Annotated in this window: 17 protein-coding genes; 1 reads left to right on the top strand and 16 read right to left on the bottom strand. The window is 69.0% G+C overall.

The genetic code is table 11. The features are described 5' to 3' along the window. From F3J18_RS25960 to F3J18_RS25885, 16 genes are all read right to left on the bottom strand, one after another. Positions 1–3144 (bottom strand): multidrug efflux RND transporter permease subunit (locus tag F3J18_RS25960; protein WP_166914977.1); only part of this gene is annotated, 3144 nt, incomplete at its 3' end. Positions 3145–3154: 10 nt separating this feature from the next. Continuing rightward, positions 3155–3745, bottom strand: coding sequence for a GNAT family N-acetyltransferase (locus F3J18_RS25955; RefSeq protein ID WP_025100470.1), 591 nt, complete (start codon positions 3743–3745; stop codon positions 3155–3157). Further along, positions 3742–4269 (bottom strand): GNAT family N-acetyltransferase, encoded by a 528-nt coding sequence (locus F3J18_RS25950; protein WP_205195578.1) that lies wholly within the window; start codon positions 4267–4269, stop codon positions 3742–3744. The genes F3J18_RS25955 and F3J18_RS25950 overlap by 4 nt, the downstream gene beginning before the upstream one ends. Positions 4270–4292: 23 nt before the next feature. After that, a complete protein-coding gene (locus F3J18_RS25945) occupies positions 4293–5657 on the bottom strand; it encodes a metallopeptidase TldD-related protein (RefSeq protein ID WP_166914973.1) in 1365 nt (454 codons plus the stop codon). Continuing rightward, positions 5657–7093: a TldD/PmbA family protein gene (locus F3J18_RS25940; RefSeq protein WP_025100473.1), complete on the bottom strand. Its 1437-nt coding sequence runs from the start codon at positions 7091–7093 to the stop codon at positions 5657–5659. The genes F3J18_RS25945 and F3J18_RS25940 overlap by 1 nt, the downstream gene beginning before the upstream one ends. Continuing rightward, the gene (locus F3J18_RS25935; protein WP_051598363.1) at positions 7086–8756 is read right to left on the bottom strand and encodes a dipeptide ABC transporter ATP-binding protein; all 1671 of its coding nucleotides are present in this window, start codon (positions 8754–8756) and stop codon (positions 7086–7088) included. The genes F3J18_RS25940 and F3J18_RS25935 overlap by 8 nt, the downstream gene beginning before the upstream one ends. A gap of 1 nt (position 8757) precedes the next feature. After that, entirely contained in the window at positions 8758–9867 is a 1110-nt protein-coding gene (locus F3J18_RS25930) for an ABC transporter permease (protein ID WP_025100475.1), read from the bottom strand. Continuing rightward, positions 9821–10873, bottom strand: a complete 1053-nt coding sequence (locus tag F3J18_RS25925; RefSeq protein WP_025100476.1) for an ABC transporter permease subunit — start codon at positions 10871–10873, stop codon at positions 9821–9823. The genes F3J18_RS25930 and F3J18_RS25925 overlap by 47 nt, the downstream gene beginning before the upstream one ends. 4 nt (positions 10874–10877) lie before the next feature. After that, positions 10878–12800 (bottom strand): extracellular solute-binding protein, encoded by a 1923-nt coding sequence (locus tag F3J18_RS25920; protein WP_166914971.1) that lies wholly within the window; start codon positions 12798–12800, stop codon positions 10878–10880. 151 nt (positions 12801–12951) lie between these two features. After that, positions 12952–15735 carry a TonB-dependent receptor gene (locus tag F3J18_RS25915; protein WP_025100478.1) on the bottom strand — a complete coding sequence of 928 codons (2784 nt, stop codon included), beginning with the start codon at positions 15733–15735 and terminating at the stop codon, positions 12952–12954. Positions 15736–16116: 381 nt separating this feature from the next. Beyond that, positions 16117–16692: an XRE family transcriptional regulator gene (locus F3J18_RS25910; protein ID WP_025100479.1), complete on the bottom strand. Its 576-nt coding sequence runs from the start codon at positions 16690–16692 to the stop codon at positions 16117–16119. A gap of 13 nt (positions 16693–16705) precedes the next feature. Then, a complete protein-coding gene (locus tag F3J18_RS25905; RefSeq protein WP_025100480.1) occupies positions 16706–17899 on the bottom strand; it encodes a tetratricopeptide repeat protein in 1194 nt (397 codons plus the stop codon). A gap of 16 nt (positions 17900–17915) precedes the next feature. Next, complete coding sequence (locus tag F3J18_RS25900) at positions 17916–18341, bottom strand: biopolymer transporter ExbD (RefSeq protein WP_013691704.1); 426 nt, start codon at positions 18339–18341, stop codon at positions 17916–17918. A gap of 9 nt (positions 18342–18350) precedes the next feature. Beyond that, the gene (locus tag F3J18_RS25895; RefSeq protein WP_025100481.1) at positions 18351–18773 is read right to left on the bottom strand and encodes a biopolymer transporter ExbD; all 423 of its coding nucleotides are present in this window, start codon (positions 18771–18773) and stop codon (positions 18351–18353) included. Positions 18774–18786: 13 nt separating this feature from the next. Further along, positions 18787–19698: a MotA/TolQ/ExbB proton channel family protein gene (locus F3J18_RS25890; protein WP_166914969.1), complete on the bottom strand. Its 912-nt coding sequence runs from the start codon at positions 19696–19698 to the stop codon at positions 18787–18789. A gap of 93 nt (positions 19699–19791) precedes the next feature. After that, the gene (locus F3J18_RS25885; protein ID WP_025100483.1) at positions 19792–20487 is read right to left on the bottom strand and encodes an energy transducer TonB; all 696 of its coding nucleotides are present in this window, start codon (positions 20485–20487) and stop codon (positions 19792–19794) included. 850 nt (positions 20488–21337) lie between these two features. On the opposite strand from F3J18_RS25885, the gene F3J18_RS25880 reads away from it, so the two are divergent. Further along, a partial coding sequence (locus tag F3J18_RS25880) for an ATP-binding protein (RefSeq protein WP_166914967.1) occupies positions 21338–22867 on the top strand: 1530 nt, incomplete at its 3' end.

Genomic DNA, 22867 nt, shown 5'->3' with positions numbered 1-22867 from the left:
CGCGCCGCCCGCGCGCCGCCGCTCGCTGCCGAGCACGGCCACCAGCCGGTACGCGAGCGGCGCGAACACCAGCCCGAACAGCGTCGCCGCCAGCACCCCGCCGAACGCGCCGGTGCCGATCGAGCGGCGGCTCTCGGCGCCCGCGCCGGTGGCGATCACCAGCGGCACCACGCCGAGCAGGAAGGCCATCGAGGTCATCACGATCGGCCGGAAGCGCAGCGCCGCCGCGTCGAGCACCGCCTCGCGCAGGCTGGCGCCGTGCCGGTAGGCATCGCGCGCGAACTGCACGATCAGGATCGCGTTCTTGGCGGCCAGCCCGATCACGGTGATCAGCCCGACCTTGAAATAGACATCGTTGGGCAACCCGCGCGCGAGCGCCGCGGCCAGCGCGCCGGCCGCGCCCAGCGGCAGGATGGTCAGCACCGCGAACGGCACGGTCCAGCTCTCGTAGAGCGCGGCCAGCACCATGAACACGGCCAGCACCGACAGGCCGATCAAGAGCGGCGTCTGCCGCGCGGCGATGCGCTCCTCGCGCGCCGCGTCCACCCAGTCGTAGCCGATCCCGCTCGGCAGCGCCGCGGCCAGTCGCTCCATTTCGGCCATCGCCGCGCCCGAGCTCACGCCCGGCGCCGAGCGCCCGCTCACGTCGAGCGAGGGATAGCCGTTGAAGCGCGACAGCGAGACCGGGCCCAGGCTCCAGCGCCGCGAGGCGATCGCCGAGAGCGGCACCATCTGGCCCGTCGTATTGGGCACCATCAGCGACATCAGCGCATCGTCGGACATCCGCGCGCTCGAGTCGGCCTCGACGATCACCCGGCGCATCCGGCCATTGGCCGGGAAGTCGTTGACGTAGTTCGAGCCGAAGGTGCCGCCCAGCAGGCTGGACAGCCGCTCGAAGGGCACCCCCAGCGCATAGGCCTTGGCGCGGTCGATGTCGAGCTCGACGCGCGGGCCGTCGGGCTGGTCCTCGGTGCGGATCGAGGCGAGCCGCGGATCGGCGCGCGCCGCCTCCACCAGTTGCTTGCGCGCCGCCTTCAGCGCGTCGAGCCCCACGCCGCCGCGATCCTCCAGCCGGAAGGTGAAGCCGTCGCCGTGGCCCAGGCCCGGCACCGAGGGCGGCAGCGAGACGTCGATGTCGGCCTCGATGATCTTCGAGAACTCGCCGTTGAGGCGGTCGCGCAGCGCCATCGCGTCCACGTCGCGATGCGCCCAGTCGGCCAGCTCGACAAAGCCCATCGCGATGTTCTGGCCGCTGCCGGTGAAGCTCCAGCCGATCACGCTGGTCACGTTGGCCACCGCGTGCTCGCGCGCCAGCACCGCCTCGACACGCTCGACCACCGCCAGCGTGCGCGACTGGGTGGCGCCGGCAGGCAGCTGGATCATCACCTGCAGTTGCCCGCGATCCTCGGAAGGCAGGAAGCCGCCCGGGATGGCCCAGGCCATCAGCGCGCACAGCGCCACCAGGGCCGCGTACAGCAGCAGCATCGGGCGCGGCCGGTCGATGGTGAAAGCCACCACCCGGCGATAGCGCTCGCCGAGCCGGTCGAACAGGCGCGCGAATGCATCGGCCGCGCGCGTGGCGAGCGCCGGCACGCGCCGCGCACGCGCCGCGGCGGCGCCCTGCCGCTGCGCCTGCCCCGGCCCGATCGGCTTGAGCAGGCTCGCGCACAGCGCCGGCGTGAGCGACAGCGCGACGAAGGAGGACACGCCCATCGAGGCGATCATCGCGATCGAGAACTGCCGGTAGATGCCGCCCACGCCGCCGGGGAAGAAGGCCATCGGCACGAACACGGCGGTCAGCACCGCGGTCACGCCGACGATCGCGCCGCTGATGCGCTTCATGGCGCGGCGCGTGGCCTCGCGCGGCGACAGCCCCTCGTCCTCCATGATGCGGTGCACGCTCTCCACCACCACGATCGCGTCGTCGACCAGGATGCCGATCGCCAGCACCAGGCCGAACATGGTGAACACGTTGATCGACAGGCCGAAGATCCACATCGCCACGAAGGCGCCCATCAGCGTGACCGGGATCACCACGGTGGGCACCAGCGTGTAGCGCAGCCCCCGCAGGAACACCCACATCACCAGGAACACCAGCACCACCGCCTCGACGAGGGTCAGCACCACCTCGTCGATGGCGATCTGCACGAAGTGGGCGCCGTCGAAGGGCACGCGGATCTGCGCGCCGGCCGGCAGGCGCCGCGACAGCTCGCCGATCCGCTCGCGGATCGCGTTCGAGGTGTCCAGCGCATTGCCGCGCGGCCCGAGCTGCACGCCGACCGCCGCGGCCGGCTTGCCGTTCAGGCGCGACCAGTAGGAATAGTCGTCGCGGCCGATCTCGATGCGCGCGACATCGGCCAGGCGCACCGCCGAGCCGTCGGGCTTGGCCTTCAGCACGATCCGGCCGAACTCGGCCGGCGAGGCCAGTTGCCCCTTCACGATCACCGAGGCGGTCATCTGCTGGCCGGGCTCGAAGGGCGCATCGCCGATCGCGCCGGCCGTCACCGCCACGTTCTGCGCGCCCACCGCGGTGATCACGTCGTCGGCGCCGAGCCCGAACTCGCGCAGCTTGTCGGGGTCGAGCCAGATCCGCAGCGCCACGTCCGCGTCCCACAGCTGGGCCGAGCCGACGCCGGGCACGCGCTTGATCTCGCGCAGCAGGTTGCGGGTGAGGAAGTCGCCCAGCGAGGTGGAATCCTGCTGGCCGTCCTTCGAGGCCAGCGTGACCAGCATCAGGAAGGTGTTGGCCGCCTTGAACACGCTGATGCCCTGCTGCACCACCTGCTGCGGCAGCCGCGGCTCGACCTGCTTGAGGCGGTTCTGCACGTCGACCACGGCGATGTCGGGATTGGTGCCCGGCGCGAAGGTGACGTCGATCTCGAGGTTGCCGTGGTTGTCGCTGTTGGTTTCGTAGAACTGGAGATTGTCGATGCCGTCGAGGCTCTCCTCGATGATGCTGGCCACGTCCTCGTCGACGGTTTCCGGCGCCGCGCCGGGATAGATGGCCGATACCACCACGCGCGGCGGCGCCAGGCGCGGGTACTGCGCGACCGGCAGCTGCGGGATCGCCAGCAGCCCGGCCACCACGATCGCCAGCGCGACGATCCAGGCGAACACGGGACGATCGATGAAGAACGACGGCATCGACCTCCCCTCAGCCGCCCGGCGGCGCGAGCGCCGGTGCCGCCACCAGGCGCGCCATCAGCAGCCCGTCGGCCAGCTCGCCGTCGCGGATCGCATGGGCACGGAAGAACGCCTCGGTGACGAAGCCGAAACGCTCGTAGAGCGCGATCGCGCGCGTGTTGTCGGCGAACACGTTCAGCTCGATGCGGCGCAGGCCGAGTTCGCGATCGGCGGTGTCGAGCATCGCCTGCATCAGCCGGGCGCCGATGCCGCGGCCCGCGTAGGCGTCGTGCACGGCGATGCCGAAGCTGGCGCCGTGCGAGCGCGGCGGCGGATGCACGAACAGCGCGAGATGGCCGACCACGCGGCCGTCGATCACCGCGCACAGCGCGAAACCCTGGCCGGCGCCGCTCACCAGCGGCGCGTGCCAGTTGCCGACCACCTCCGCCGGGCGGAAGGGCATGGCCAGCGTGTAGCGCAGCGAGACCGGCTGCTGGTGGATCGTCGCGACGGCGGCCGCGTCGGCCGGTTCGTAGGGGCGCAGGATCACGGTGTCGGCCGGGCTTGCCGGCACGGTCGATTCCGGCGCGGCGGCCGACGTGACGGGATTCGATCCGCTCATGGCTGCCCCGCCGGATTGAAGGGCGCGGCCACCGGCAAGGCATCCACCAGCCGCGCCATCATCCGCAGGTCGACCAGCATGCCCTCGCGCAAGGCGGCGCCGCGCCGGAAGCCTTCGGTCTCGAAGCCGTAATGGCCAAACAGCGCGAGCGCGGCGGCGTGATCGGCATGCAGGTCGATCTCGAGCCGGCGCAGGCCGAGCCAGCGATCGGCGAAGTTCAGCATCGCCTCGACCAGCGCGCGGCCGACCGCGTCGCCGGGCAGCGCGTCGTGCAGCGCCAGGTCGAGAATGCCCACGTGATTGCGACGCAGCCGCTGCGGTGCCAGTTCGCCGAAGCCGACCAGCGCGCCGTCGGCCCAGGCGCCGAACCCGTGCCGCTGCGCCACCAGCTTGCCGAGCCAGTCGCGCCGCCATTCCAGCGTGCGATGCGGCGCCTCCAGGCGCCAGGTGGCCACGCCCGGCCGCGACAGCAGCGCGTGCAGCGCCTCGGCATCCTCGGCTTGCAGGGCGCGCACGGTCGTCATGGCGGGCTCGATCGCGGCGAGCGTCACAGCGTCAGCGCGAAGCTGCGCACCAGCATGCCCGGCACGCTGAGGCCACCGGTGGCGCGTTCGCCCCAGGTGCTGTTGTTGAGCAGCGTCTGCGGCTGGGCGCCGAGGCGCTCCAGCTCGCCGCCGAACAGGCTGTAGAAGCTGTCGTCGAAGCGCATCGCCTCGACCGGCGCGACGATCTCGCCATCCTCCACCCAGAAGGTGGCGAAGCGCGTCATGCCAGTCATCCGGCAGTGGCTGCGATCCGAGAAGTTGAGATACCAGAGGTTGCCGACATACAAGCCGGTGCCGAGCGCGGCGAGCACCTCGGCATCGGCCAGGTCGCCGCCGGCGATCGACAGCGACTCGGGCACCTCGGCGGACGAGGCGCCGTTCGGCACCAGCCCGTATTCGCGCGCGGTACGCGCGTCGACCAGTTGGCCGACGCCGCGCCCGGCCGCCACCAGCGGCACGCTCTCGCGCAGGTAGCCGTCGGCGCTGAAGGCCGGCGCCAGGCCGAGCGAGAAATCCTCGGTGATCGAGATGCGCGGATCGAGCGCGACCTCGCCCTCGTAGAGCCGCTGCAGCGCGCCGCGCGCGCTGCGTTGCGCGCGGGCCGAGAAGCCTGCCCAGCCAGCGGCCAGCTCGACCATCTCGCTGACGGCCGAGGGCTCGAACCAGGTGCGATAGCGTCCCGGCGCCAGCGACTTCGGCGTACGCGCGATCACCGGCAGGCGCGCGGCCGCTTCCTCGACCTTGGCGGCGAACACCTCGTCGCGCCAGTCGTCGCCGGCATAGACCGACTTGATGGCGCGCCCGCTCTTGTCATACAGCGACCAGCTGAAATTGAAGTTCTCGACCTCGTGCCAGCCGCGGCTGCCCGTCGACGAGGCGAAACCGCGCGCGATCGTGCCGCCGGCATGGGCGCCGACGAAGTCGAGCCCTTGCGCGGCCTCGGCCACGCGGGCGGCCAGCGCATCGGCGTCGGGCACGCGGCCGCTGCGTCGCGTGGTGCGCGTCCAGCTGCTGGTATCGAACAGCAGGTGCGGATCGTCGGGCGCATCGCGCAAGGCCTCACGCAGCGCGGCCAGCGAGTCGGCCAGCGCGGCGCGGTCGCTCGCCCAGTCGCCGCTGGCGGTCTGCTCGACCGAAGCCTGGCGGGCGCCCTGCACCAGCCGCAGGCTCAGCTTGCCCTGCAGCACGCGGCCAGTCTGGCGGATGCGGCCCGTGTTGAAGCGCACGAAATCGGAATGCTCGGCGGCGAACCACAGCAGGATGGTCTCGCCGGGCGCGCGCAGCGCGTCGGCCTCGTCGGCGAGCCGGTCGAAATGCGTCCGCCAGTCGATGATGGCGGACGTGGAAGCGGTGGCGAATCCGGTCATCACGCGCCTCCGAACACGTCGACGTCGGCGAACACGCAAGCCGGCGAGGCATGGCCGACGCGGATCACCTGGGCCGGCTCGCCCTTGCCGCAATACGGCGTGCCGTGCACGCGGAAGGTGCTGGCATCGCCCACGGCGCGCAGGCTGCGCCAGAAGTTCGCCGAGATCCCCCGATAGTTCGGCTTGCGCACCACCTGGGTGAGCCGGCCGTTCTCGATCAGCTGGCCGAACTCGCAGCCGAACTGGAATTTGTTGCGGTGATCGTCGATCGACCAGGAGGTATTGGTGCGCATCAGGATGCCGCGCTCGGTGCCGGCGATCAGTTGCTCGAGCGAGGCGTCGCCGGGCTCGATGTTGAGGTTCGCCATCCGGTCGATCGGCGCGCGGTTCCAGTTCGAGGCGCGGCTGTTCGCGACGCCGGGCAGCCCGGCGCGCTGCGCCGAGAGCGCGCCGCCCAGCGGGCGCTCGAGGATGCCCTGGCGGATCAGGTAGGCCTTGGCGGCGGGCGTGCCGTCGTCGTCGTAGGCATAGGAGGCGGCCTCGCCGGGCAGTTCCGGGTCGAAGCTGACGTTGAGCAGGGCCGAGCCGTATTGGTAGCTGCCGAACATCTCGGGCTTGACGAAGCTCCAGCCCGCGAAGTTGCGCTCGTCGCCGAGGATCCGGTCGAGCTCGAGCGGATGGCCGATCGATTCGTGGATCTGCAGCATCATCTGGTCGGGCATCAGCAGCAGGTCGCGCGGCCCGGACGGGCAGTTCGGCGCGGCCAGCAGCTGCAGCGCCTCGTCGGCCACGCGCGCGCCGGCGCCGGCGAAGCCGCTGGCCTCGAACACCGCCAGGCCGCCCTGCGAGAGCATCCCGCGTCCACCGCCGAGCGAACGCGTCTCGGTCTCGCCGTCAGCATGCGCGACCGCGGTCAGTTCGGGGGTGACGAAGGCGAAGCGCTGGTCGATGCGGATGCCGTCGCTGGTCAGGTAGAGCTGGTCGGTCTCGATCAGCATCACGCTGGCGGTGCGCTCGACGATGCGGGGGTCGATCGCGGCGGCCGCGCATTCGTGGGCGAGCCGTGCCAGCCAGTCGGCGCGCGTGGGCAGCGCCGCGCCCACGCCGGGCGAGACGAAGCTGCCGCCGCGGGCCGGCCGCGCCACGTCGCGATGGTCGATCAGGGACCAGCGCGCCGCGGCCTTCGCGCGTGCGATCGCAGCGTCGAGCGCGGCCTGCAGGCCCGCAGGCGACAGGTCCGGGGTAGCCGCGTAGCCGGCCCCGGCGCCGCACCAGGCGGTCAGCATCGCGCCGCGATCCAGCGTGCGCTTGAGCGGTTGGGCGACGTCGTTGCGGACCTCGTGCTCGTCGGTCCGCTCGTCGACGATGCGCAGCGACCAGAAATCGGCATCGCCGCGCAGGCCGCGGGCGGCCTCGGCCCAGCGTTCGTCAATCATTGGCTCTCTCTTCGGCCGCCGCGGCCGTCGAGAGCATCGACGACGCGAGCAGCGCTTGTGTATAAGCGTGCGAGGGCGCGTTCAGCACGTCGAGCGCATCGCCCGATTCCACCACGCGTCCCGCCTTCATCACGATCACCCGGTGCGCCATCGCGCGCATCACGGCCAGGTCGTGGGTGATGAACAGATAGCTCAACCGGTACTTCTTCTGCAGATTCGTCAACAGCTTCAGTACCTGCTTCTGGATCGATACATCGAGCGCGCTGGTCGGCTCGTCGAGCACCAGCAACTCGGGTTCGACCGCCAGGGCACGGGCGATCGCGATCCGCTGCCGCTGCCCGCCGGAGAATTCATGCGGATACCGTAGCATCGCCTCGGCCGGCAGGCCGACCTCGTCGAGCAGCGCGGCAATTCTGCCACGCCTTGCGCTCGCCGTCATGTCCGGCCGGTGCAGGGCCAGCCCCTCGCCGACGATCTGCTCGACCGTCATGCGCGGCGACAGCGAGCCGAACGGGTCCTGGAACACCACTTGCATGCGGCCGTAGAGTTCGCGCTTGCCGCGCGAGCCGCGCACCTGGGCGAGCGGCAGCCCGTCGATCTCGATGGCGCCGGCCGCCGGCTGCTGCAAGCCGAGCACGGTGGCCGCCAGGGTCGACTTGCCGGAGCCCGATTCGCCGACGATGCCGATCGTCTCGCCGCGGCGCAGCGTCAGCGCCACCTCGTGCACGGCGCGAAAGCGCGTCTTGCCGAACAGCGAGCGCAGCCCCTTGGCGGCGGTGCGGTAGTCGACCGCCACGTCGCGCACCTCGAGGATCGGCCGCGCGTCGGCCGGCACCGGCTCGACCTCGCGCACCGGCTCGCTGTCGAGCAGCCGCTGCGTGTAGGGGTGTTGCGGGTTGGCAAACAGCGCGGCGGTCTGGTTGGTCTCGACCAGCACGCCCTTCTCCATCACCGCCACGCGCTGCGCGAAGCGGCGCACCAGGTTCAGGTCGTGGGTGATCAGCAGCACCGCCATGCCGCGCGTGGCCGCCTCCTGCTCCTGCAGCTCGATCAGCAAATCGACGATCTGCTGGCGCACCGTCACGTCGAGCGCGGTGGTGGGCTCGTCGGCCAGCAGCAGGCGCGGCCGGCAGGCCAGCGCCATGGCGATCATGGCGCGCTGGCGCTGGCCGCCCGAAAGCTGGTGCGGGAAGCTGTCGATGCGCCGCTCCGGCTCGGGAATCCCGGTGCGGCGCAGCAGTTCGATGCCGCGCTCGCGCGCCGCGCCGGGCCGCAGGCCCTCGTGCAGCCGCAGGCTCTCGGCGATCTGCTTGCCGACCGTGTAGAGCGGGTTGAGCGCCGTCATCGGCTCCTGGAACACCATCGCGATGTCGGCGCCGCGGATCCCGCGCATCTGCTGCTCGCTCTTGGCCAGCAGGTCCTCGCCGTCGAACAGCATGCGCCCAGACAGCTCGGCGTCGCGCACCAGGCGCAGGATGGACAGCGCGGTCACGCTCTTGCCCGAACCCGATTCGCCGACCAGCGCGACGCGTTCGCCGCGCGCGATCGACAGCGACAGCGTCTGCACCGCGGCGCGGCCGCCGAAGCTGGCGGAAAAATCCTCGATGCTCAGCAGCGGCCTTTCCTGGGACGGATTGGACTGCCTGGACTGGATTGGCGTCATCTCACTTGCCCCCGCCGAAGGCCGAGCCGCGGGCACGCGTGTCGAGCGCGTTGCGCAGCGCGTCGCCCATGAAGGTCAGCAGCAGCAGGGTGACCACCAGGGCCGCGAAGGCCGAGATCGAGATCCACCAGGCATCGAGGTTGTTCTTGCCCTCCTGCAGCAGCTCGCCCAGGCTCGGCGTGGGCGGCGGCACGCCCAGGCCGAGGAAGTCCAGGCTGGTCAGCGAGAGGATCGCCGCGCTCATGCGGAACGGCAGGAAGGTGATCACCGGCGTCAGGCTGTTGGGCAGCACGTGGCGCCAGATGATCTGCGCATTGGTCAGGCCCATGGTGCGCGCGGCCTTCACGTAGTCGAGCGCGCGGTTGCGCAGGAACTCGGCGCGCACGTAGTCGGACAGCACCAGCCAGCCGAACATCGAGAGCAGGATGAACAGCAGCCACAGCGAGGGGTTGAAGATCGAGGCGAAGATGATCAGCAGGTAGAGGTCGGGCATCGAGCTCCAGATCTCGATCAGGCGCTGGCCGATCAGGTCGGTGCGCCCGCCGTAGAAGCCCTGCACCGCGCCCGTGAAGACCCCGACCACCACGCCCGAGATGGTCAGCGCGAAGGCCATCAGCACCGAGAGCCGGAAGCCGTACAGCAGGCGCGCGAGCACGTCGCGGCCGAACTGGTCGGTGCCCAGCCAGTTGCTCGACGAGGGCTTGGCCGGATACGGGTTCTTCGCGAAGTAGTCGATCGTGTCGTAGCGGTAGCGGCTGGGCGGATAGATCACGAAATTGCCGTTGCCCTCGAGGCGCTTCTGGATGTACGGATCGAGATAGTTGGTCTTGGCGGGGAAATCGCCGCCGAACAGCGTCTCGGGGTATTCCTTCACGATCGGGAAGTAGTAGTGCCCGTCGTAGCGCACCACCAGCGGCCGGTCGTTCGAGAGCACGTCGGCGAACAGGCTGATCACGAACAGCGCCGTGAAGATCACGAAGCTCCAGTAGCCGAGCGGCTGGCGCCGGAAGCGCAGCCAGGTGCGCCGCCACGGCGACGGCGACGCCTGCAGGCCGGCCGTCGGATCAGTGGTCCAGGCGGGAGAATTGGATGCGGGGGTCGACGAGGACATAGCAGACATCAGCGATGAGTTTGGTGACGAGGCCGATCAGCGTGAACAGGAACAGCGAGCCGAGCACGACCGGGTAATCGCGGCGGATCACCGAGTCGTAGGAAAGCTGGCCCATGCCGTCGAGCGAGAACAGCGTCTCGATCAGCAGGTTGCCGTTCAGGAAGGCGCCCACGAAGGCGGCGGGCAGGCCCGTGACGAGCGGGATCGCGGCGTTGCGCAGCACGTGCTTCCACAGCACGTCGCGCTCGGGCGCGCCCTTGGCGCGGGCGGTCAGCACGTATTGCCGGCCGATTTCCTCCAGGAAGGTGTTCTTGGTCAGGATCGTGACGATCGCGAAGTTGCCGATCACGGCCGCCGTGACGGGCAGCACGATGTGCCACAGATAATCGAGCAGCTTGCCGATCGCGCTCAGCTCGTCGAAGTTGTCCGAGGTGATGCCGCGCATCGGGAACAGTTGCCAGAAGGTGCCGCCGCCGAACAGCATCAGCAGCAGCACGCCCAGCACGAAGCCGGGGATCGCGTAGCCAGCCAGCACCATCACCGAGGTCACGGCGTCGAAGCGCGAGCCGTTGCGCACCGCCTTGGCGATGCCCAGCGGCACCGAGATCAGGTAGGTGAGCAGCACGGTCCAGAGGCCGAGCGTGATCGACACCGGCAGCTTGGAGCGGATCACCGCCCACACGCTGCGATGCGCGAAGTAGGACTGGCCGAGATCGAAGCTGGCGTAGCTGCGCAGCATCAGGAAATAGCGCGTGAGCGGCGGCTTGTCGAAGCCGAACTGCTTCTTGATCTGCTCGATCTGTTGCGGGTCGACGCCCTGGCTGCCGTGATAGCCGCCACCCCCGCCGCCGGCCTCGCCGCCGCGCGTGCTGCCGTGGCGCAGTTGCGTGAGCACCTGCTCGACCGGGCCGCCCGGCACGAACTGGGTGACCACGAAGGTGATCGTCACCACGCCGATGATGGTCGGGATCATCAGCAGCAGGCGTCTCAGGATATAGGCGAGCATCGGTTTACTCCTTGCCGCCCGCCGCGGCCGCGGCGGGGGTCGTGTTGCCGGCTGCCGGTGCCTTGCGATACCAGTAGTCGATGATCCAGTCCTCGTACAGGTAGGACAGCGGAACCGTCTTGGGATGGCCCAGCGTGACCTTGTAGCCGATACGCGCGTTCGGCAGGTAGTACTGCGGCACCAGGATGTAGAGGTTGATCAGCACGCGATCGAGCGCGTGGGTGGCCGTCTCCAGGTCGTCCAGCGTATTGGCGGCCAGCGCCGCGCGGATCAGCGCGTCGACCGCCTTCGACTTGACGCCCGGGTAGTTCTCCGAGCCGACCTGCGAGGCGGCCGCGCTGCCGAAGCGGCGGGTCAGCTCGGCGCCCGGGATGGTCACCGGCGCGTAGATGTAGGTCGTCATGTCGTACTCGAAGTTGTCGAGCCGCTTCTGGTACACCGCGCTGTCGAGCTCGTGCAGCCAGGCGTGGATGCCCAGCAGCGAGAGCGCCTGCGAATACGGCAGGATCAGCCGGTCCATGCCGGGCTGGTCGTCGATGATCTCGATCGTCATCGGATTGCCGTTGGCGTCGCGCAGCGCGCCGTCCCGGTAGTGCCAGCCGGCCTGCTCGAGCAGCGCGCGCGCCTCCTTGAGGTTGTCGCGCAGCGAGTTCGGCGGGATCGTGTTCGGCTGCTGGACCATCGGGCCGAACACCTCGGGCGGCAGGTCCTTGCGGAACGGCTCCAACAGGGCCAGCTCCTTCTGGCTCGGCATGCCGCTCGCGGCGAACGGGCTGGCGGCCCAGAAGCTGTTGGTACGGCGGTACTGGCCGTAGAACATCATCCGGTTCATCCAGTCGTAGTCGAAGGCGAGCGCCAGCGCATGGCGCACCCGCACGTCCTGGAACATCGGCTTGCGCAGGTTCAACAGGAAGCCCTGCATCTGCGCCGGGCCGTCCGGGAACTCGCCCTTCTTGAGCAGCCCGTTGTCGAAGTTCTTGCCGATGTAGCGGCGCGCCCACTGCGTCGAGCTGTATTCCATGCGCGCGTCGATATCGCCGGCCTTGAAGGCCTCGAGCATGGTGTACTGGTCGAGGTAGAGCTTGAACGTCACCTGGCGGAAGCGGTACATGCCGCGTCGCGAGGGCAGGTTGGCGGCCCAGTAGTGCGGATCGCGCTCGTAGACGATCGAGCGGTCGTTCTTGCGCGCGACGATCCGGTAGGCGCCGCTGCCGATCGGCGGCACGTCGACGATCTGGTCGAAGGGCGGGCGCGTGCCGTCGGCGCGCATGCCCCACTTCGGCGAGAACACCGGCAGGTCGCCCGCGATCAGCGGCGCCGAGCGCTCGGCGCGCTTGAAGTCGAAACGCACCGTGTGCGCGTCCACCACCTCGGCGCGCTTGATGATCTCGAACTGCGCGTTGAACAACGGCGAGGCCTGGGGGCTCGCCAGCGTGTCGTAGGAATACTTGACGTCGGCGGCGGTGATCGGGTCGCCGTTGGAGAAGCGCGCGGCCGGATTGATGTGGAAGCTCGCCGACAGGCCGTCGGGCGCGATCTCCACGTCGTCGGCGATCAGCGGGTACTCGGAGGCGAGCTCGTCCCAGCTGCGCTGCATCAGCGTGTCGAACATCAGGTTCTTCATGTCCGGTGCGGGCGAGCCGCGCACCAGGAAGGGATTGAGCGAGTCGTAGCTCTGCGCTTCGTCGTAGTTGTCGAAGTTGAGCGTGCCGTCGGTCGGCGCGTTCGGGTCCGCGTAGTCGAAGTGCGTGAAGTCGGGCGGGTATTTCGGCGAATCGTATTGCGCGATGGCCGGCACGGCGAGCGCGACGGACGGCAGCGCGAGACAGGCGGCCGACGCGGCGCATGCGAACGCGAGGGCCTGCGCGAGACGGCCGGCAAGACGCCGGCCGGCGCCGCGCGGCCGACGCCACGTGACAAGGTTCATCGTCATCCTGCTGGTGGAAGGCGCCGGACGCGGGCCGGCGCGAACAACGGTGGAGAGGGGAAACCGGGCTGGCGGCCACCGCGCGGCCGCCGCCTCCGGCATCAACCGGAAGGCGGCGGCCCGCCGCCAGCCCGGGCCGTCAGGCCGGACCTCAGAACTTGTAGGTCGCGCCGATCTGGGCGAAGCGGCCGATGTACGTGTAGATCGACTGGTCGTAACCGGTCTGGCTCAGCGTACCGTTCGCGAAGATCGGGTCATACGGCGGCGTGCGGTTGAAGATGTTGTCGATACCGCCGTAGATGGTCCAGTTCTTGAAGCCGGTGTAGGTCACCATCAGGTTGAACTGGCTGTACGAGCCGACCTTCGCCGGCGCCGGGGCCGGAATCAGGTTCTGCGCGTACGGGCCGGTGAACAGCCAGGTGAGCGCCGCATCCCAGCGGTGGTAGCTCCAGTCCAGCGTGGTGTTGCCGCGCCAGCGCGGGAAGCTGCCGCCGAACGGCTGGGTCAGCGTGAAGTTGTTGCCCGCGCCGTCCACCGGGGCCGCGCCCGGCTGGCCGATCTTGAAGCTCTTCACGTAGGCCCAGTCGCCCGACAGCGTCAGCGTGCCGAAGCTCTTGAGCGGCAGCGCCTGGCGGAAGGTCGACTCGAAGCCGTTGGTGTCGAGGTAGCCCAGGTTGGTGTACGGCGTGATCTTGTAGAGCAGCGCGCCGGTGTTCGGATCGTTGACGATCTGCGTCGGCGTACCCTGGCCGATCACGTTGTCGACGCGGATCTTGTACCAGTCGAGGCTGAAATCGGTGTAGCGGCTCGGCGAGAGCTGGAAGCCGATGTTCAGGTTGCGGGTGTGCTCCGGCGCGATGTTCGGATTGCCCACCGTGATCGACGTGTAGTTCTGGCCGCTTGCCGAATCGACCTGGCTGCCGATGGTGCGCGAGGCGCTGTCCTCGACGAAGGTCGGGGCACGGAAGCCGCGGCTATACGACGTGTACAAGGTCAGCTGCTGCGCCGGCTGGTAGCGGAGGGCGAAGCGCGGCGAGAACGCGCCGCCGACGTCCGAGTAGTGGTCGTAACGGCCCGACTGGCTGAAGGTCAGGTTCTTCAGGATCGGCACGTTCAACTGGTAATAGACCGCCGCGACGTTGCGCTGGCCGTTCACCGTCTGCAGGTTCGGCGAAGTCACCAGGCCGTCGGCGAATTCCGAGCCCGGCGCGAGGAATTCGCTCTGGTGCGTGAACTGCGCGCCGAGACCCAGGCCGACATCGCCGGTGGGCAGGTGGAACAGCGTCGGCGTGGACAGCGTCGCGTCGATCGTGTCGAGCTTCGAGATCCCGAAGGTGCTGGCGTCCTGGAACAGGCCGTTCAGCCCGTTCGGCGTCGAACCCGGGTTCGCGAAATTGAGCGCGCCGTTCTGGTAGATGTTGTTCAGCGCATTGACGTTCAGCTCGTTCGAGAACGAGTTGGACACCGTGCTCTGCGAATGGCTCAGCGAGGTCGCCCAATCCCAGTCACCGCCGATCGGCAGGCCGAACGAGCCCTTGATGCCGGTCGATGCCCGCCAGAACGTCGAGGTGGTCTTCTCCGCGACCGCTTCCGGGAACGAGTAGGTCAGTTGCGACGGCGCGCCCGTGGTGTTGAACGGGTTGCTGGTCGGGACGATGGTGTTGAACGGCGAGAGCTGCTGCGTGACCGGGTTCCAGACCAGCGCCGGACCTTGCGGGTTGCCGACGGTGTGGGTGCCCTGGTTCGAGGTCGACGAGATGCTGCTGATCATGAAGTCGCCGAACGCGGTGGTCTTGTCGTCCACCTTGAAGTCGCCATGCAGCTTCGCGTTCAGGCGCTCCGTCATCGGCAGGATCGACATGCTCTCGGCGGTGTTGGCCGCGCAGACCGTGCCGCCCAGGCCGTTGGTGGCCGCCAGCGAGTTGGTGCCGGCCGGCCGCACGACGCTGCCCGGCGGGCAGCCGGCGAGCGCCTGCGCGTTGCCGCCCGGCAGGTTCCAGTACGAGGGCGCCAGCACCGACAGGCCGCCGGGGAAGCCGGTGAAGTCCTGGTTGCGGGTCGAATCGCGGTCCGCCAGCGTGAAGCCGTTGGACTTGTAGTAGCTGGCCGCCGCCGTGATGTTGAAGCGGTCGGCGTTCAGGTCGCCGAAGCCGGCCAGGATGCCGAACTTGGTGGTGCCGTCGCCGTTGCCGGAATTGATCGCCGAGCCCAGGCTGCCGTCGAGCTGCACGCCGCGGAAGTCGTGCTTGGTGATGATGTTGACCACGCCGCCGATCGCGTCCGAGCCGTATTGCGACACGGCGCCGGTCTTGACGATTTCGATCCGCTCGATCGCGTTGAGCGGCAGGGTGTTGAGGTCGAAGAAGGAGTCGTCGGCGTTCGAGAAGAACGCGAACGGCGCGACGCGCTGGCCGTCGACCAGCACCAGCGTGTACTTCTCGGGCAGGCCGCGCAGCGCGATGCCGGCCGCGCCGGCCGCGAAGCTGCTGCTCTGGCCTTCGCCCCAGCTGTTCGCCGAGTTGGCGGTGGTATTGCGCAGGAAGTCCGCCACCGTGGTCGCGCCGCTGCTGGTGATTTCCTTCGGCGTGATGGTCTGCACCTGGTTGAAGCCGACCTTGTCCGAGCTGCGGATCAGCGAACCCGTCACCTCGAAGCGCTTGATCTGCTGCACCTTGTTGCCGCCCGCGGGCGCGGCCGCCGTGGCGGCGGTACCCGAGGCGCCCGCCGGCGCGTCGGCCGTGGCGGCCCCCACGCTGGACGGCGTATCCGCCTGCGCCACCTTGATGGCCGGACCGGATGCCAGGGCATCCGCCACTGCAACCGGCCCCGCCGCCGGCTGGCTCTGCGCGAACGCCGGCACTGCCAGCGTCGCCGCCAATGCGATTTCCGCCCAGACGATCTGCCTGACGGCCATCGCCAACACTCTCTGTTTCATCTTGCCCCTCTCGCTGAACAAATAGACCCCACCCGTCGCGCGCGGAATCTCATGAATTCCGTTCGCCGCCGACGCGGCACGCGTTTCGGCACCGATTGCCAAACCCTGTTTTATTGCCGGTTCCCTGCTGTGTAGTGCGTGTTACCGCGTCGCCCGCAGCGGATGCATCCGTGACGGCATCCTTACAATTTGTTAGTCCTGCGAACGATACTGCCTGAGCGACAGCTGCCTGCTTCGCGACCGGTTCGATCGACCGGGTCGTCGCGACCCCGCGCCCTCCGCGGTGCCGCCTGCCTGTTCGCGAGCCGTGGCACGGGCCCGCTGTTGTATGTGCTGCCTACCGCTTCCCCCTGCCGGCCGCCTGCTCGCCGCCAGTTCGGGTCAGAACAATCTCGGCGTCCCGACCCAGACCATCCACGACTCCTCGGCCGCCACGTTGCGCCATGCATGCGTGACGTTGGCCTCGTAGTGCGCGGTGTCTCCCTGCTTCAGCGTGAAGGTGCGACCGTCGAGGGTCAGCGCGATCTCGCCGCGTATCACGTACAGGAACTGCTCGCCCGTATTCGACGCCACGGCGGACTGGGCATGGTCCACCGGCATCTTCACCAGCACCGCGTCGAGCTGGCGGCTGTCCATCTGGTTGGTCAGCCGCGCGAACGAATTGGCCGAATCCGTGAAGCTGAAGAACTGCAGCGTCTCGGCGCGCCGGACCGACTTGGCCTCGGTGGGCGCCTCGACGAAGTACTGCATGCTCACGCCGAGCGCGCGGGCGATGCCGACCAGCGATTGCAGCGAGGGCGTCGCGCGGCCGCGCTCGACCTGCGAGAGGAACGGCTTGGAGATGCCCGCCATCACCGCCACCTCGTCCAGCGTCAGCTTCAGCCGCTGCCGCAGCGCGCGGATCCGGCCGCCGATCGCCGCCGACGCGGACATCGATTCATCGAGGATCGGAACCATGTTAGATCGCTGTTCATTTCGCCACGACGAGGGTCCACAGCCGCGCCAGCTCGGCCGTCCCGTCGTTCCCGTTGACGGCCCGGAACGCCTGCACCGCATGGGCCTTGTCGCCCGCCACGTAATACGCCTCGCCGAGCCGCAGCTGCGCGAGATCCGGATGCGCCAGGCCGCCCTTGGCGATCGCCTGGCGGATCTGCGCGATGCCCTCGGCGCCCTTGCCGGCGAACACCAGGTTCAGGCCGGCGTCGACCGGGTTGACCGGATTGTCGGGGTCGGGCGGCGCGGTCAGCCGCTTGACGGCCAGCGCCTGCAGGCGCTTCTCGCGGTCGGCCTGGGCGTCGTGGCCCAGCACGCCGGAGGCGAAGCCCTGGTCGATCACCTGCTTGCCTTCGGCGGTCGAGCCGACCACGATCGCGAGCTGGGTCATCTCCATGTAGTCGTCGACGCTCGCCAGGCTGTTGGTGGCACGGCGCAGCCGGTAGATGTCGAGGTCCAGCGATGACAGGTAGCCCGGCCGCGTGCGGATCGCGTTGAACAGTTGAGTCTGGTAGGCCGGGTTCGGGTGGTGGATGGCCAGCGATTCCAGCGCCGAGAGATAGGTCGCGCTGTCGTTGGCGTGCTGCGCGCAGGTGGCCAGCATCTGCAGCGAGCCTTCGTCGGTGACGCGCCCGGCGCGCGTGTCGGCGTCCACCGCCGGCTTGAGGGTGGCCACCACCTGCTTGCAGTCGTTCGAGAGGTAGTAGGACTGCAGCAACAGGGTGCGCATGTCCGGATCGTTGCCGCCTGCCTTCTGGTAGCGCTGCGCGGTGCGGATCGCCGCGGCATAGTTCTTCTGCTGGAAATAGAGGCCCGCCAGCGTGGCGGCGGTGCGCTGCTCGTCGGCCGCGCCCGCGTGGCCCGAGGCCAGCACCGCCTCGTAGGCCTGCTGCGCGGTGCCGGTGTCGCCGGCGGCGATGGCGGCCGCGCCGCGCATCTCGTCGACCGTCACGGCCTCGTAGGGCGTCTTGTTCGGCACGGCCTGCGCCTGCGCGATCTTGCCGAGCGCGTCGCGATACTTGTGGGCGCGATAGAGGTCCTGCGCGGCCGCGAGCGGCTTGGCGATCTCGGGGCGCAGCGAGTCGGCCGCGTGCGAGATGCCCGATGCGCAGGCAAAAAGAACCCCCAGCGCGGCCGCGAGCGCGGCGCGCTTCATCCGTTGGTCGATCATCGAGGTACCCGGTTCGTTACTGCATGTACTGTTCGTTGCCGATCAGGCCGATCTTGGTGGCGCCCACGCGCTGCGCGGCGGCCAGCACGCCCGCCACGTCGCGATACGGCACCAGCTTGTTCGGCCGCAGATGGATCTCCGGCTGCACCGGCTCGGCCGCGGCCTGCGAGAGCTTCTGCTCGAGCGCGGCGCGGTTCGGCACCAGGGTGCCGTTCCAGGTGGTGGTGCCGTCGAAGTCGATGTCGATCTGCACCACTTCCGGCGGCGTGGCCGGCGGCGGCGGATTGCCGACCGGCAGGTCCATCTTCACCGAGTGCATCTGGATCGGGATGGTGATGATCAGCATGATCAGCAGCACCAGCATCACGTCGATCAGCGGCGTGGTGTTGATGTCCACCATCACTTCCGGCTCGCCGCCACCGCGCGAAACGTTCATTCCCATCGTCTGCTCCTAGCCGCGAGCCGGCGGCTCGGTAATGAAGGACACTTTCGCGATCCCCGCCCGTTCGCAGTCGGTGATCAGGCGCCCGATGAATTCGTAGCGGGTGTCCTGGTCGCCGCGCACGTGCACGTCGGGCTGCGGGTTCATCTGCGATACATCCTTCAGCTTGGCGAGCAGGGTCGGGCTGTCGACCAGCTTCTCGCCCCAGAAATACTGCCCTTCGCGGTTCACGGCGATCTCGATGCTCTTGGGCTTGGTCTGCAGCGGCTGCACGGTTTCCTTGGGCAGCTGCAGCGGGATCGTGTGCGTGACCACCGGGATCGTGATCAGGAAGATGATCAGCAGCACCAGCATCACGTCCACCAGCGGCGTGGTGTTGATATTGGCGATCACCTCGTCGTCGCCTTCCTCCTGCCCGACACTCATGGCCATGGCGAATCTCCGCTCAGCGGCCGAGCGAGGCGGCCGGCGCGCGCACCGCGCGCTTGCCGCCGCCTGCCAGCACCACGGTGTGCAGCTGGGCGCCGAAGTTGCGCACGCGCTCCATCACCGACTTGTTGCGACGGACCAGGAAGTTGTAGCCGAGCACCGCCGGCACCGCCACCGCCAGGCCGATCGCGGTCATGATCAGCGCCTCGCCCACCGGGCCGGCGACCTTGTCGATCGAGGCCTGGCCCGCGATACCGATCGCCGTCAGCGCGTGGTAGATCCCCCACACCGTGCCGAACAGGCCGACGAACGGAGCGGTCGAACCGACCGTGGCCAGGAAGGCCAGGCCGTCCTGCATGCGGTTCGAGACATTGGTGATGCCGCGCTCGACCGAGGCGTCGATCCAGGTGTTGCGGTCGACCGCCTCGAGCAGCGCCTCCTGGTGATGCTCGCCCGCCTCGATGGCGGTTTCGGTCAGGAAGCGGAACGGCGAAGCCTCGTCGAGCAGCTTGACGCCCTCGGCCAGGGTCGGCGCGGTCCACAGCTGTTCGTCGGCGTGCTTGGCGCGGCGGTTGGCGCGCAGCTGCTCGAGGAACTTGGTGATCATGATGTACCAGCTGCCCATCGACATGATGACCAGCAGCACCAGCACGAAGCGCGCCACGAAATCGCCGCCCTTCCAGAGCGCGCCGAGCCCGTAGGGGTTGCTGACCGCCTCGGTGGCGGCCGGTGCCGGCGGCGGCACCGCGTCGGCCGGCGCGGCCTCGGTGGCGGGTGCCGTCTGGGCGGCCGCCGGCGCCGAGCTGGCCGCGGCATCGCTCGACTGCGCATAGGCAGCCTGCGGCGCCAGCAAGGCGAGGGGGGCAAGCAGCCCGGTGGCGGAAATCATCATGCTTGCCGCGAGCGCGGCGATCGAACGCTTGGCCATACCCAACTCCTGTCGATTCGTTGTACTGACGAACACGTCACGTGCTTCGCCGCCCGGTGCCGGCCCCGCCGGCACCGCTTCAGATTGATGAACTCAGTTCAGGTTGAACGAGAAGGGAACCTGCACGCGCACCGGCTGCCCCTGCCCGACGCACTTGAACTGCTTGACCGCGTTGAAGGCGGCGCGATCGAGATCGGAATCGGCCGACTGCGCGACCCGCTCGTTGGTGATCTTGCCGTCCGCGTCGACCGTGAATTCGATCAGCACGTCGCCGGTGATGTTGTTTTCCTGCGCGGCCTGCGGATAGCGGATCGAGCCGCGGATCTGGTCCGAGTTCGGGCACACCACGCCGACTTCATGGCTGACGGGCTTGGGCGCGGGCGCGGCCACCGGCGGCGGCGCCGTGACGGGCGCGGACACCACGGGTGCGGCCTGGTGGACGATCGGCGTCTGCACCGGCGCCTGCACCGGCACCTCGGGGGGCGGCACGAACGGCGGCGGCGGCGGAGCGAATTTCGGCGGCGGCAGCTTGACGACCGGCATCGGCGGCGGAGGCGGCGGCTTGACCGGCTCGATGATGCGGGTTTCGATCGGGTGCTGGATGACCTGCACGACCTTGGTGGCAAGGCCGTTGAGCAGCGCGTAGATCAGCACGACGTGCAGCAGCAGCACGATGGCGATCCCCGCGTAGCGCCGGACCGGCTGCTTGCGCGAGGCATCGTACTGGCGGGGACGGCCGAGTTGCGCCAGCCCGCTGTTCGACGCGGCGAGGCCCTCTTCAATTTTCATTGTCAAATCAATCCCCCCGGACGGGATGCGCCCGGTAACCGGTTGCACCCGGATCGGGTGCAACCGACGTCTCGTAACCGGGGAGCGGATCCCGCGCAATATCGTTTGGATTCCAAATCGATAGCGCCGGTCCCTGCTGCCCGAATGATCAAAAAGCCAGAACCTCTGTGTTGTGTCGCCCGTCGCGCGCCGGAATCGACGCCATCGCGGCATCGTTCGGTGCTTCTGCACGGCGCTCAGGCTGGCGGTGATCGACCGTCCAGCGATTCGCCGCCGGTTTGCGACATGACTTGGGTGCAGAAGATATCGCAGAAAAAAAACGCTCGTCAAACTTTATTTGATGACCCCACACTAAATTTGGAGGGTTTATTCCAATTCCTTGGCGAGCCCCTTCCGACAAGGCTTCCCGCGAATCTCGTTAATCTATTTGTAAAGCAGATTACAAATCTGTTTTTGAGAAATAGATATGCACGATAATCGTGCGATGCACCAATTTGGACTGCACTGCAGTGCGGCAATTTCCATTGCATTACAAATTGGCTGACATCGTATTTACCCGAATTCCCATTGCTTTATATGCACCATTCCGAATTCGGCATGAAGCGCGGCAATCGCGTCCGATGCGCTCCGCCGAGTTTCATTTCCTGCTCCGCTCCAAGCCTGTTCATTCGCATTACTGATCATCAAGATTCCGAACGCTCAAGCATTCATCGAAACGATCATCGTCAGAATTCCTGATCGATTTCCGAGGCCTCCCGGTCGACCGCGCCGCGCCCGTCATCGCGCGGTGGCATAATCGATCCGCTCCCACAGCATCGCGGTGCGCCGCGCGCCGGCGCCCGCCGTCACGATGACCGATCCGATCACGCTTCCCGCCCCCGACAATCCGCTGCGCGTGCTCGTCGTCGACGATATCGGCGCGAGCCGCGCGGAAACCGCCTCGCAGGTGCGCGCCTCCGGCCATCACGTGCTCGAGGCCGACAGCGGCGCGGCCGCGCTGAGCATCGTCGAGACCACCGACGTCGACCTGGTCCTGCTCGACCTGCTGATGCCCGACATGGACGGCTTCGAGGCCACCCGCCGCCTGCGCGCGATGCGCGAGCGCGCCTGGCTGCCGATCGTGGTGATGTCCTCGCTGCATGGCGCCGAACACTTCGTGCGCGCGGTCGAGGAAGGCGCCGACGACTACCTGGTGAAACCCGTCGACGGCGCGCTGCTGGCCGCGAAGATCCGCAACATCGGCCACGTGCTCGAACTGCAGGCGCGCGTGGCGAATCTCGCCGCGCACAATCGCGAGCTGTTCGACCATGTCGGCGACGCCGTGCTGACCATCGAGGACGGCCTGCGCATCTGCGACGCAAACGCGGCCGGCTACGCCCTGCTCGGGCTGGACGCGCTGCCCGACCAGGGCGCGCCGCTCGACGCGCTGCTGCCCGCCGAGCTGGCCGAGCGGCTGCGCGCCGACACGCCGCCCGCCGCCTGCCAGGCGCTGGTGCGCGGCCCCGCGGGCGACACCTTCCCGGCCGACATCCGCATCAGCCGCTGGCGCACCAGCGCGCGGCCGCGCGTCTCGCTGGTGATCCGCGACCTGACCGAGCAACGCCGGCTCGACCGCCTCAAGGACGATTTCCTCAGCACCGTCAGCCACGAACTGCGCACGCCGCTGACCTCGGTGAAGGGCGCGGTCGACCTGCTCGCCGGCGGCGCGGCGGGCGAGCTGCCGGCGCCCGCGCAGAAGCTGGTCGACATCGCGCGCCGTAACGGCGAACGGCTCGGCCGCCTGATCGACGACGTGCTCGACGTGGCCAAGCTCGAGGCCGATCGCATGACGCTGCAGCGCCGCGCCTGCGCGCTCGACACGCTGGTGGACGAGGCGCTCGCCGCCAACCTCGACTACGCGCGCCGCGTCGGCGTCACGCTCACGCGGGTGGGCGCGCCGTTCGGCTGCGAGGTCTGGGTCGACCCGGACCGCTTCCTGCAGGTGATGGCGAACCTGCTGTCGAACGCGATCAAGAATTCGCCGGCCGGCAGCGCCGTGGAGATCCGCGGCGCCACCGACGGCACGCGCGCGCGAATCGCCGTGCGCGACCACGGCGGCGGCATCCCGGAAGCCTTCCGCGCTCGCATCTTCGAGAAGTTCTCGCAGGCCGACGAACGCGACCGGCGGGTGGGCACCGGCACCGGGCTCGGCCTGCACATCACCCAGGTGCTGGTCGAGCGCATGCACGGCACGGTCGGGCTGGTCTCGACGCCGGGCCACGGCGCCGAATTCCATGTCGACCTGCCGACCGGCGACGCCGCGGCCGTGCTGCCGCCGGCGCGGCCGGTGGCGCTGGTGATCGATCCGGACCCGGCCTGGCGCGCGCGCATCGCCGCCGCG

Origin of the sequence: Burkholderia sp. Ax-1720, assembly GCF_011753035.1 — a bacterium.
GTDB lineage: Bacteria > Pseudomonadota > Gammaproteobacteria > Burkholderiales > Burkholderiaceae > Burkholderia > Burkholderia gladioli.
Note: the sequence above shows the minus strand (reverse complement) of the source record. Positions and strands in the feature narration are given on the sequence as shown.

Excerpts from the sequence above, each read along its gene's own strand:
- F3J18_RS25940 (WP_025100473.1), bottom strand. The coding sequence starts at position 7,093 with ATGATTGACGAACGCTGGGCCGAGGCCGCCCGCGGCCTGCGCGGCGAT.
- F3J18_RS25900 (WP_013691704.1), bottom strand. The coding sequence starts at position 18,341 with ATGGGAATGAACGTTTCGCGCGGTGGCGGCGAGCCGGAAGTGATGGTG.
- F3J18_RS25925 (WP_025100476.1), bottom strand. The coding sequence starts at position 10,873 with ATGCTCGCCTATATCCTGAGACGCCTGCTGCTGATGATCCCGACCATC.
- F3J18_RS25910 (WP_025100479.1), bottom strand. The coding sequence starts at position 16,692 with ATGGTTCCGATCCTCGATGAATCGATGTCCGCGTCGGCGGCGATCGGC.
- F3J18_RS25885 (WP_025100483.1), bottom strand. The coding sequence starts at position 20,487 with ATGAAAATTGAAGAGGGCCTCGCCGCGTCGAACAGCGGGCTGGCGCAA.
- F3J18_RS25915 (WP_025100478.1), bottom strand. The coding sequence starts at position 15,735 with ATGAAACAGAGAGTGTTGGCGATGGCCGTCAGGCAGATCGTCTGGGCG.
- F3J18_RS25935 (WP_051598363.1), bottom strand. The coding sequence starts at position 8,756 with ATGACGCCAATCCAGTCCAGGCAGTCCAATCCGTCCCAGGAAAGGCCG.
- F3J18_RS25945 (WP_166914973.1), bottom strand. The coding sequence starts at position 5,657 with ATGACCGGATTCGCCACCGCTTCCACGTCCGCCATCATCGACTGGCGG.
- F3J18_RS25890 (WP_166914969.1), bottom strand. The coding sequence starts at position 19,698 with ATGGCCAAGCGTTCGATCGCCGCGCTCGCGGCAAGCATGATGATTTCC.
- F3J18_RS25950 (WP_205195578.1), bottom strand. The coding sequence starts at position 4,269 with ATGACGACCGTGCGCGCCCTGCAAGCCGAGGATGCCGAGGCGCTGCAC.
- F3J18_RS25920 (WP_166914971.1), bottom strand. The coding sequence starts at position 12,800 with ATGAACCTTGTCACGTGGCGTCGGCCGCGCGGCGCCGGCCGGCGTCTT.
- F3J18_RS25955 (WP_025100470.1), bottom strand. The coding sequence starts at position 3,745 with ATGAGCGGATCGAATCCCGTCACGTCGGCCGCCGCGCCGGAATCGACC.
- F3J18_RS25905 (WP_025100480.1), bottom strand. The coding sequence starts at position 17,899 with ATGATCGACCAACGGATGAAGCGCGCCGCGCTCGCGGCCGCGCTGGGG.
- F3J18_RS25895 (WP_025100481.1), bottom strand. The coding sequence starts at position 18,773 with ATGGCCATGAGTGTCGGGCAGGAGGAAGGCGACGACGAGGTGATCGCC.
- F3J18_RS25930 (WP_025100475.1), bottom strand. The coding sequence starts at position 9,867 with ATGTCCTCGTCGACCCCCGCATCCAATTCTCCCGCCTGGACCACTGAT.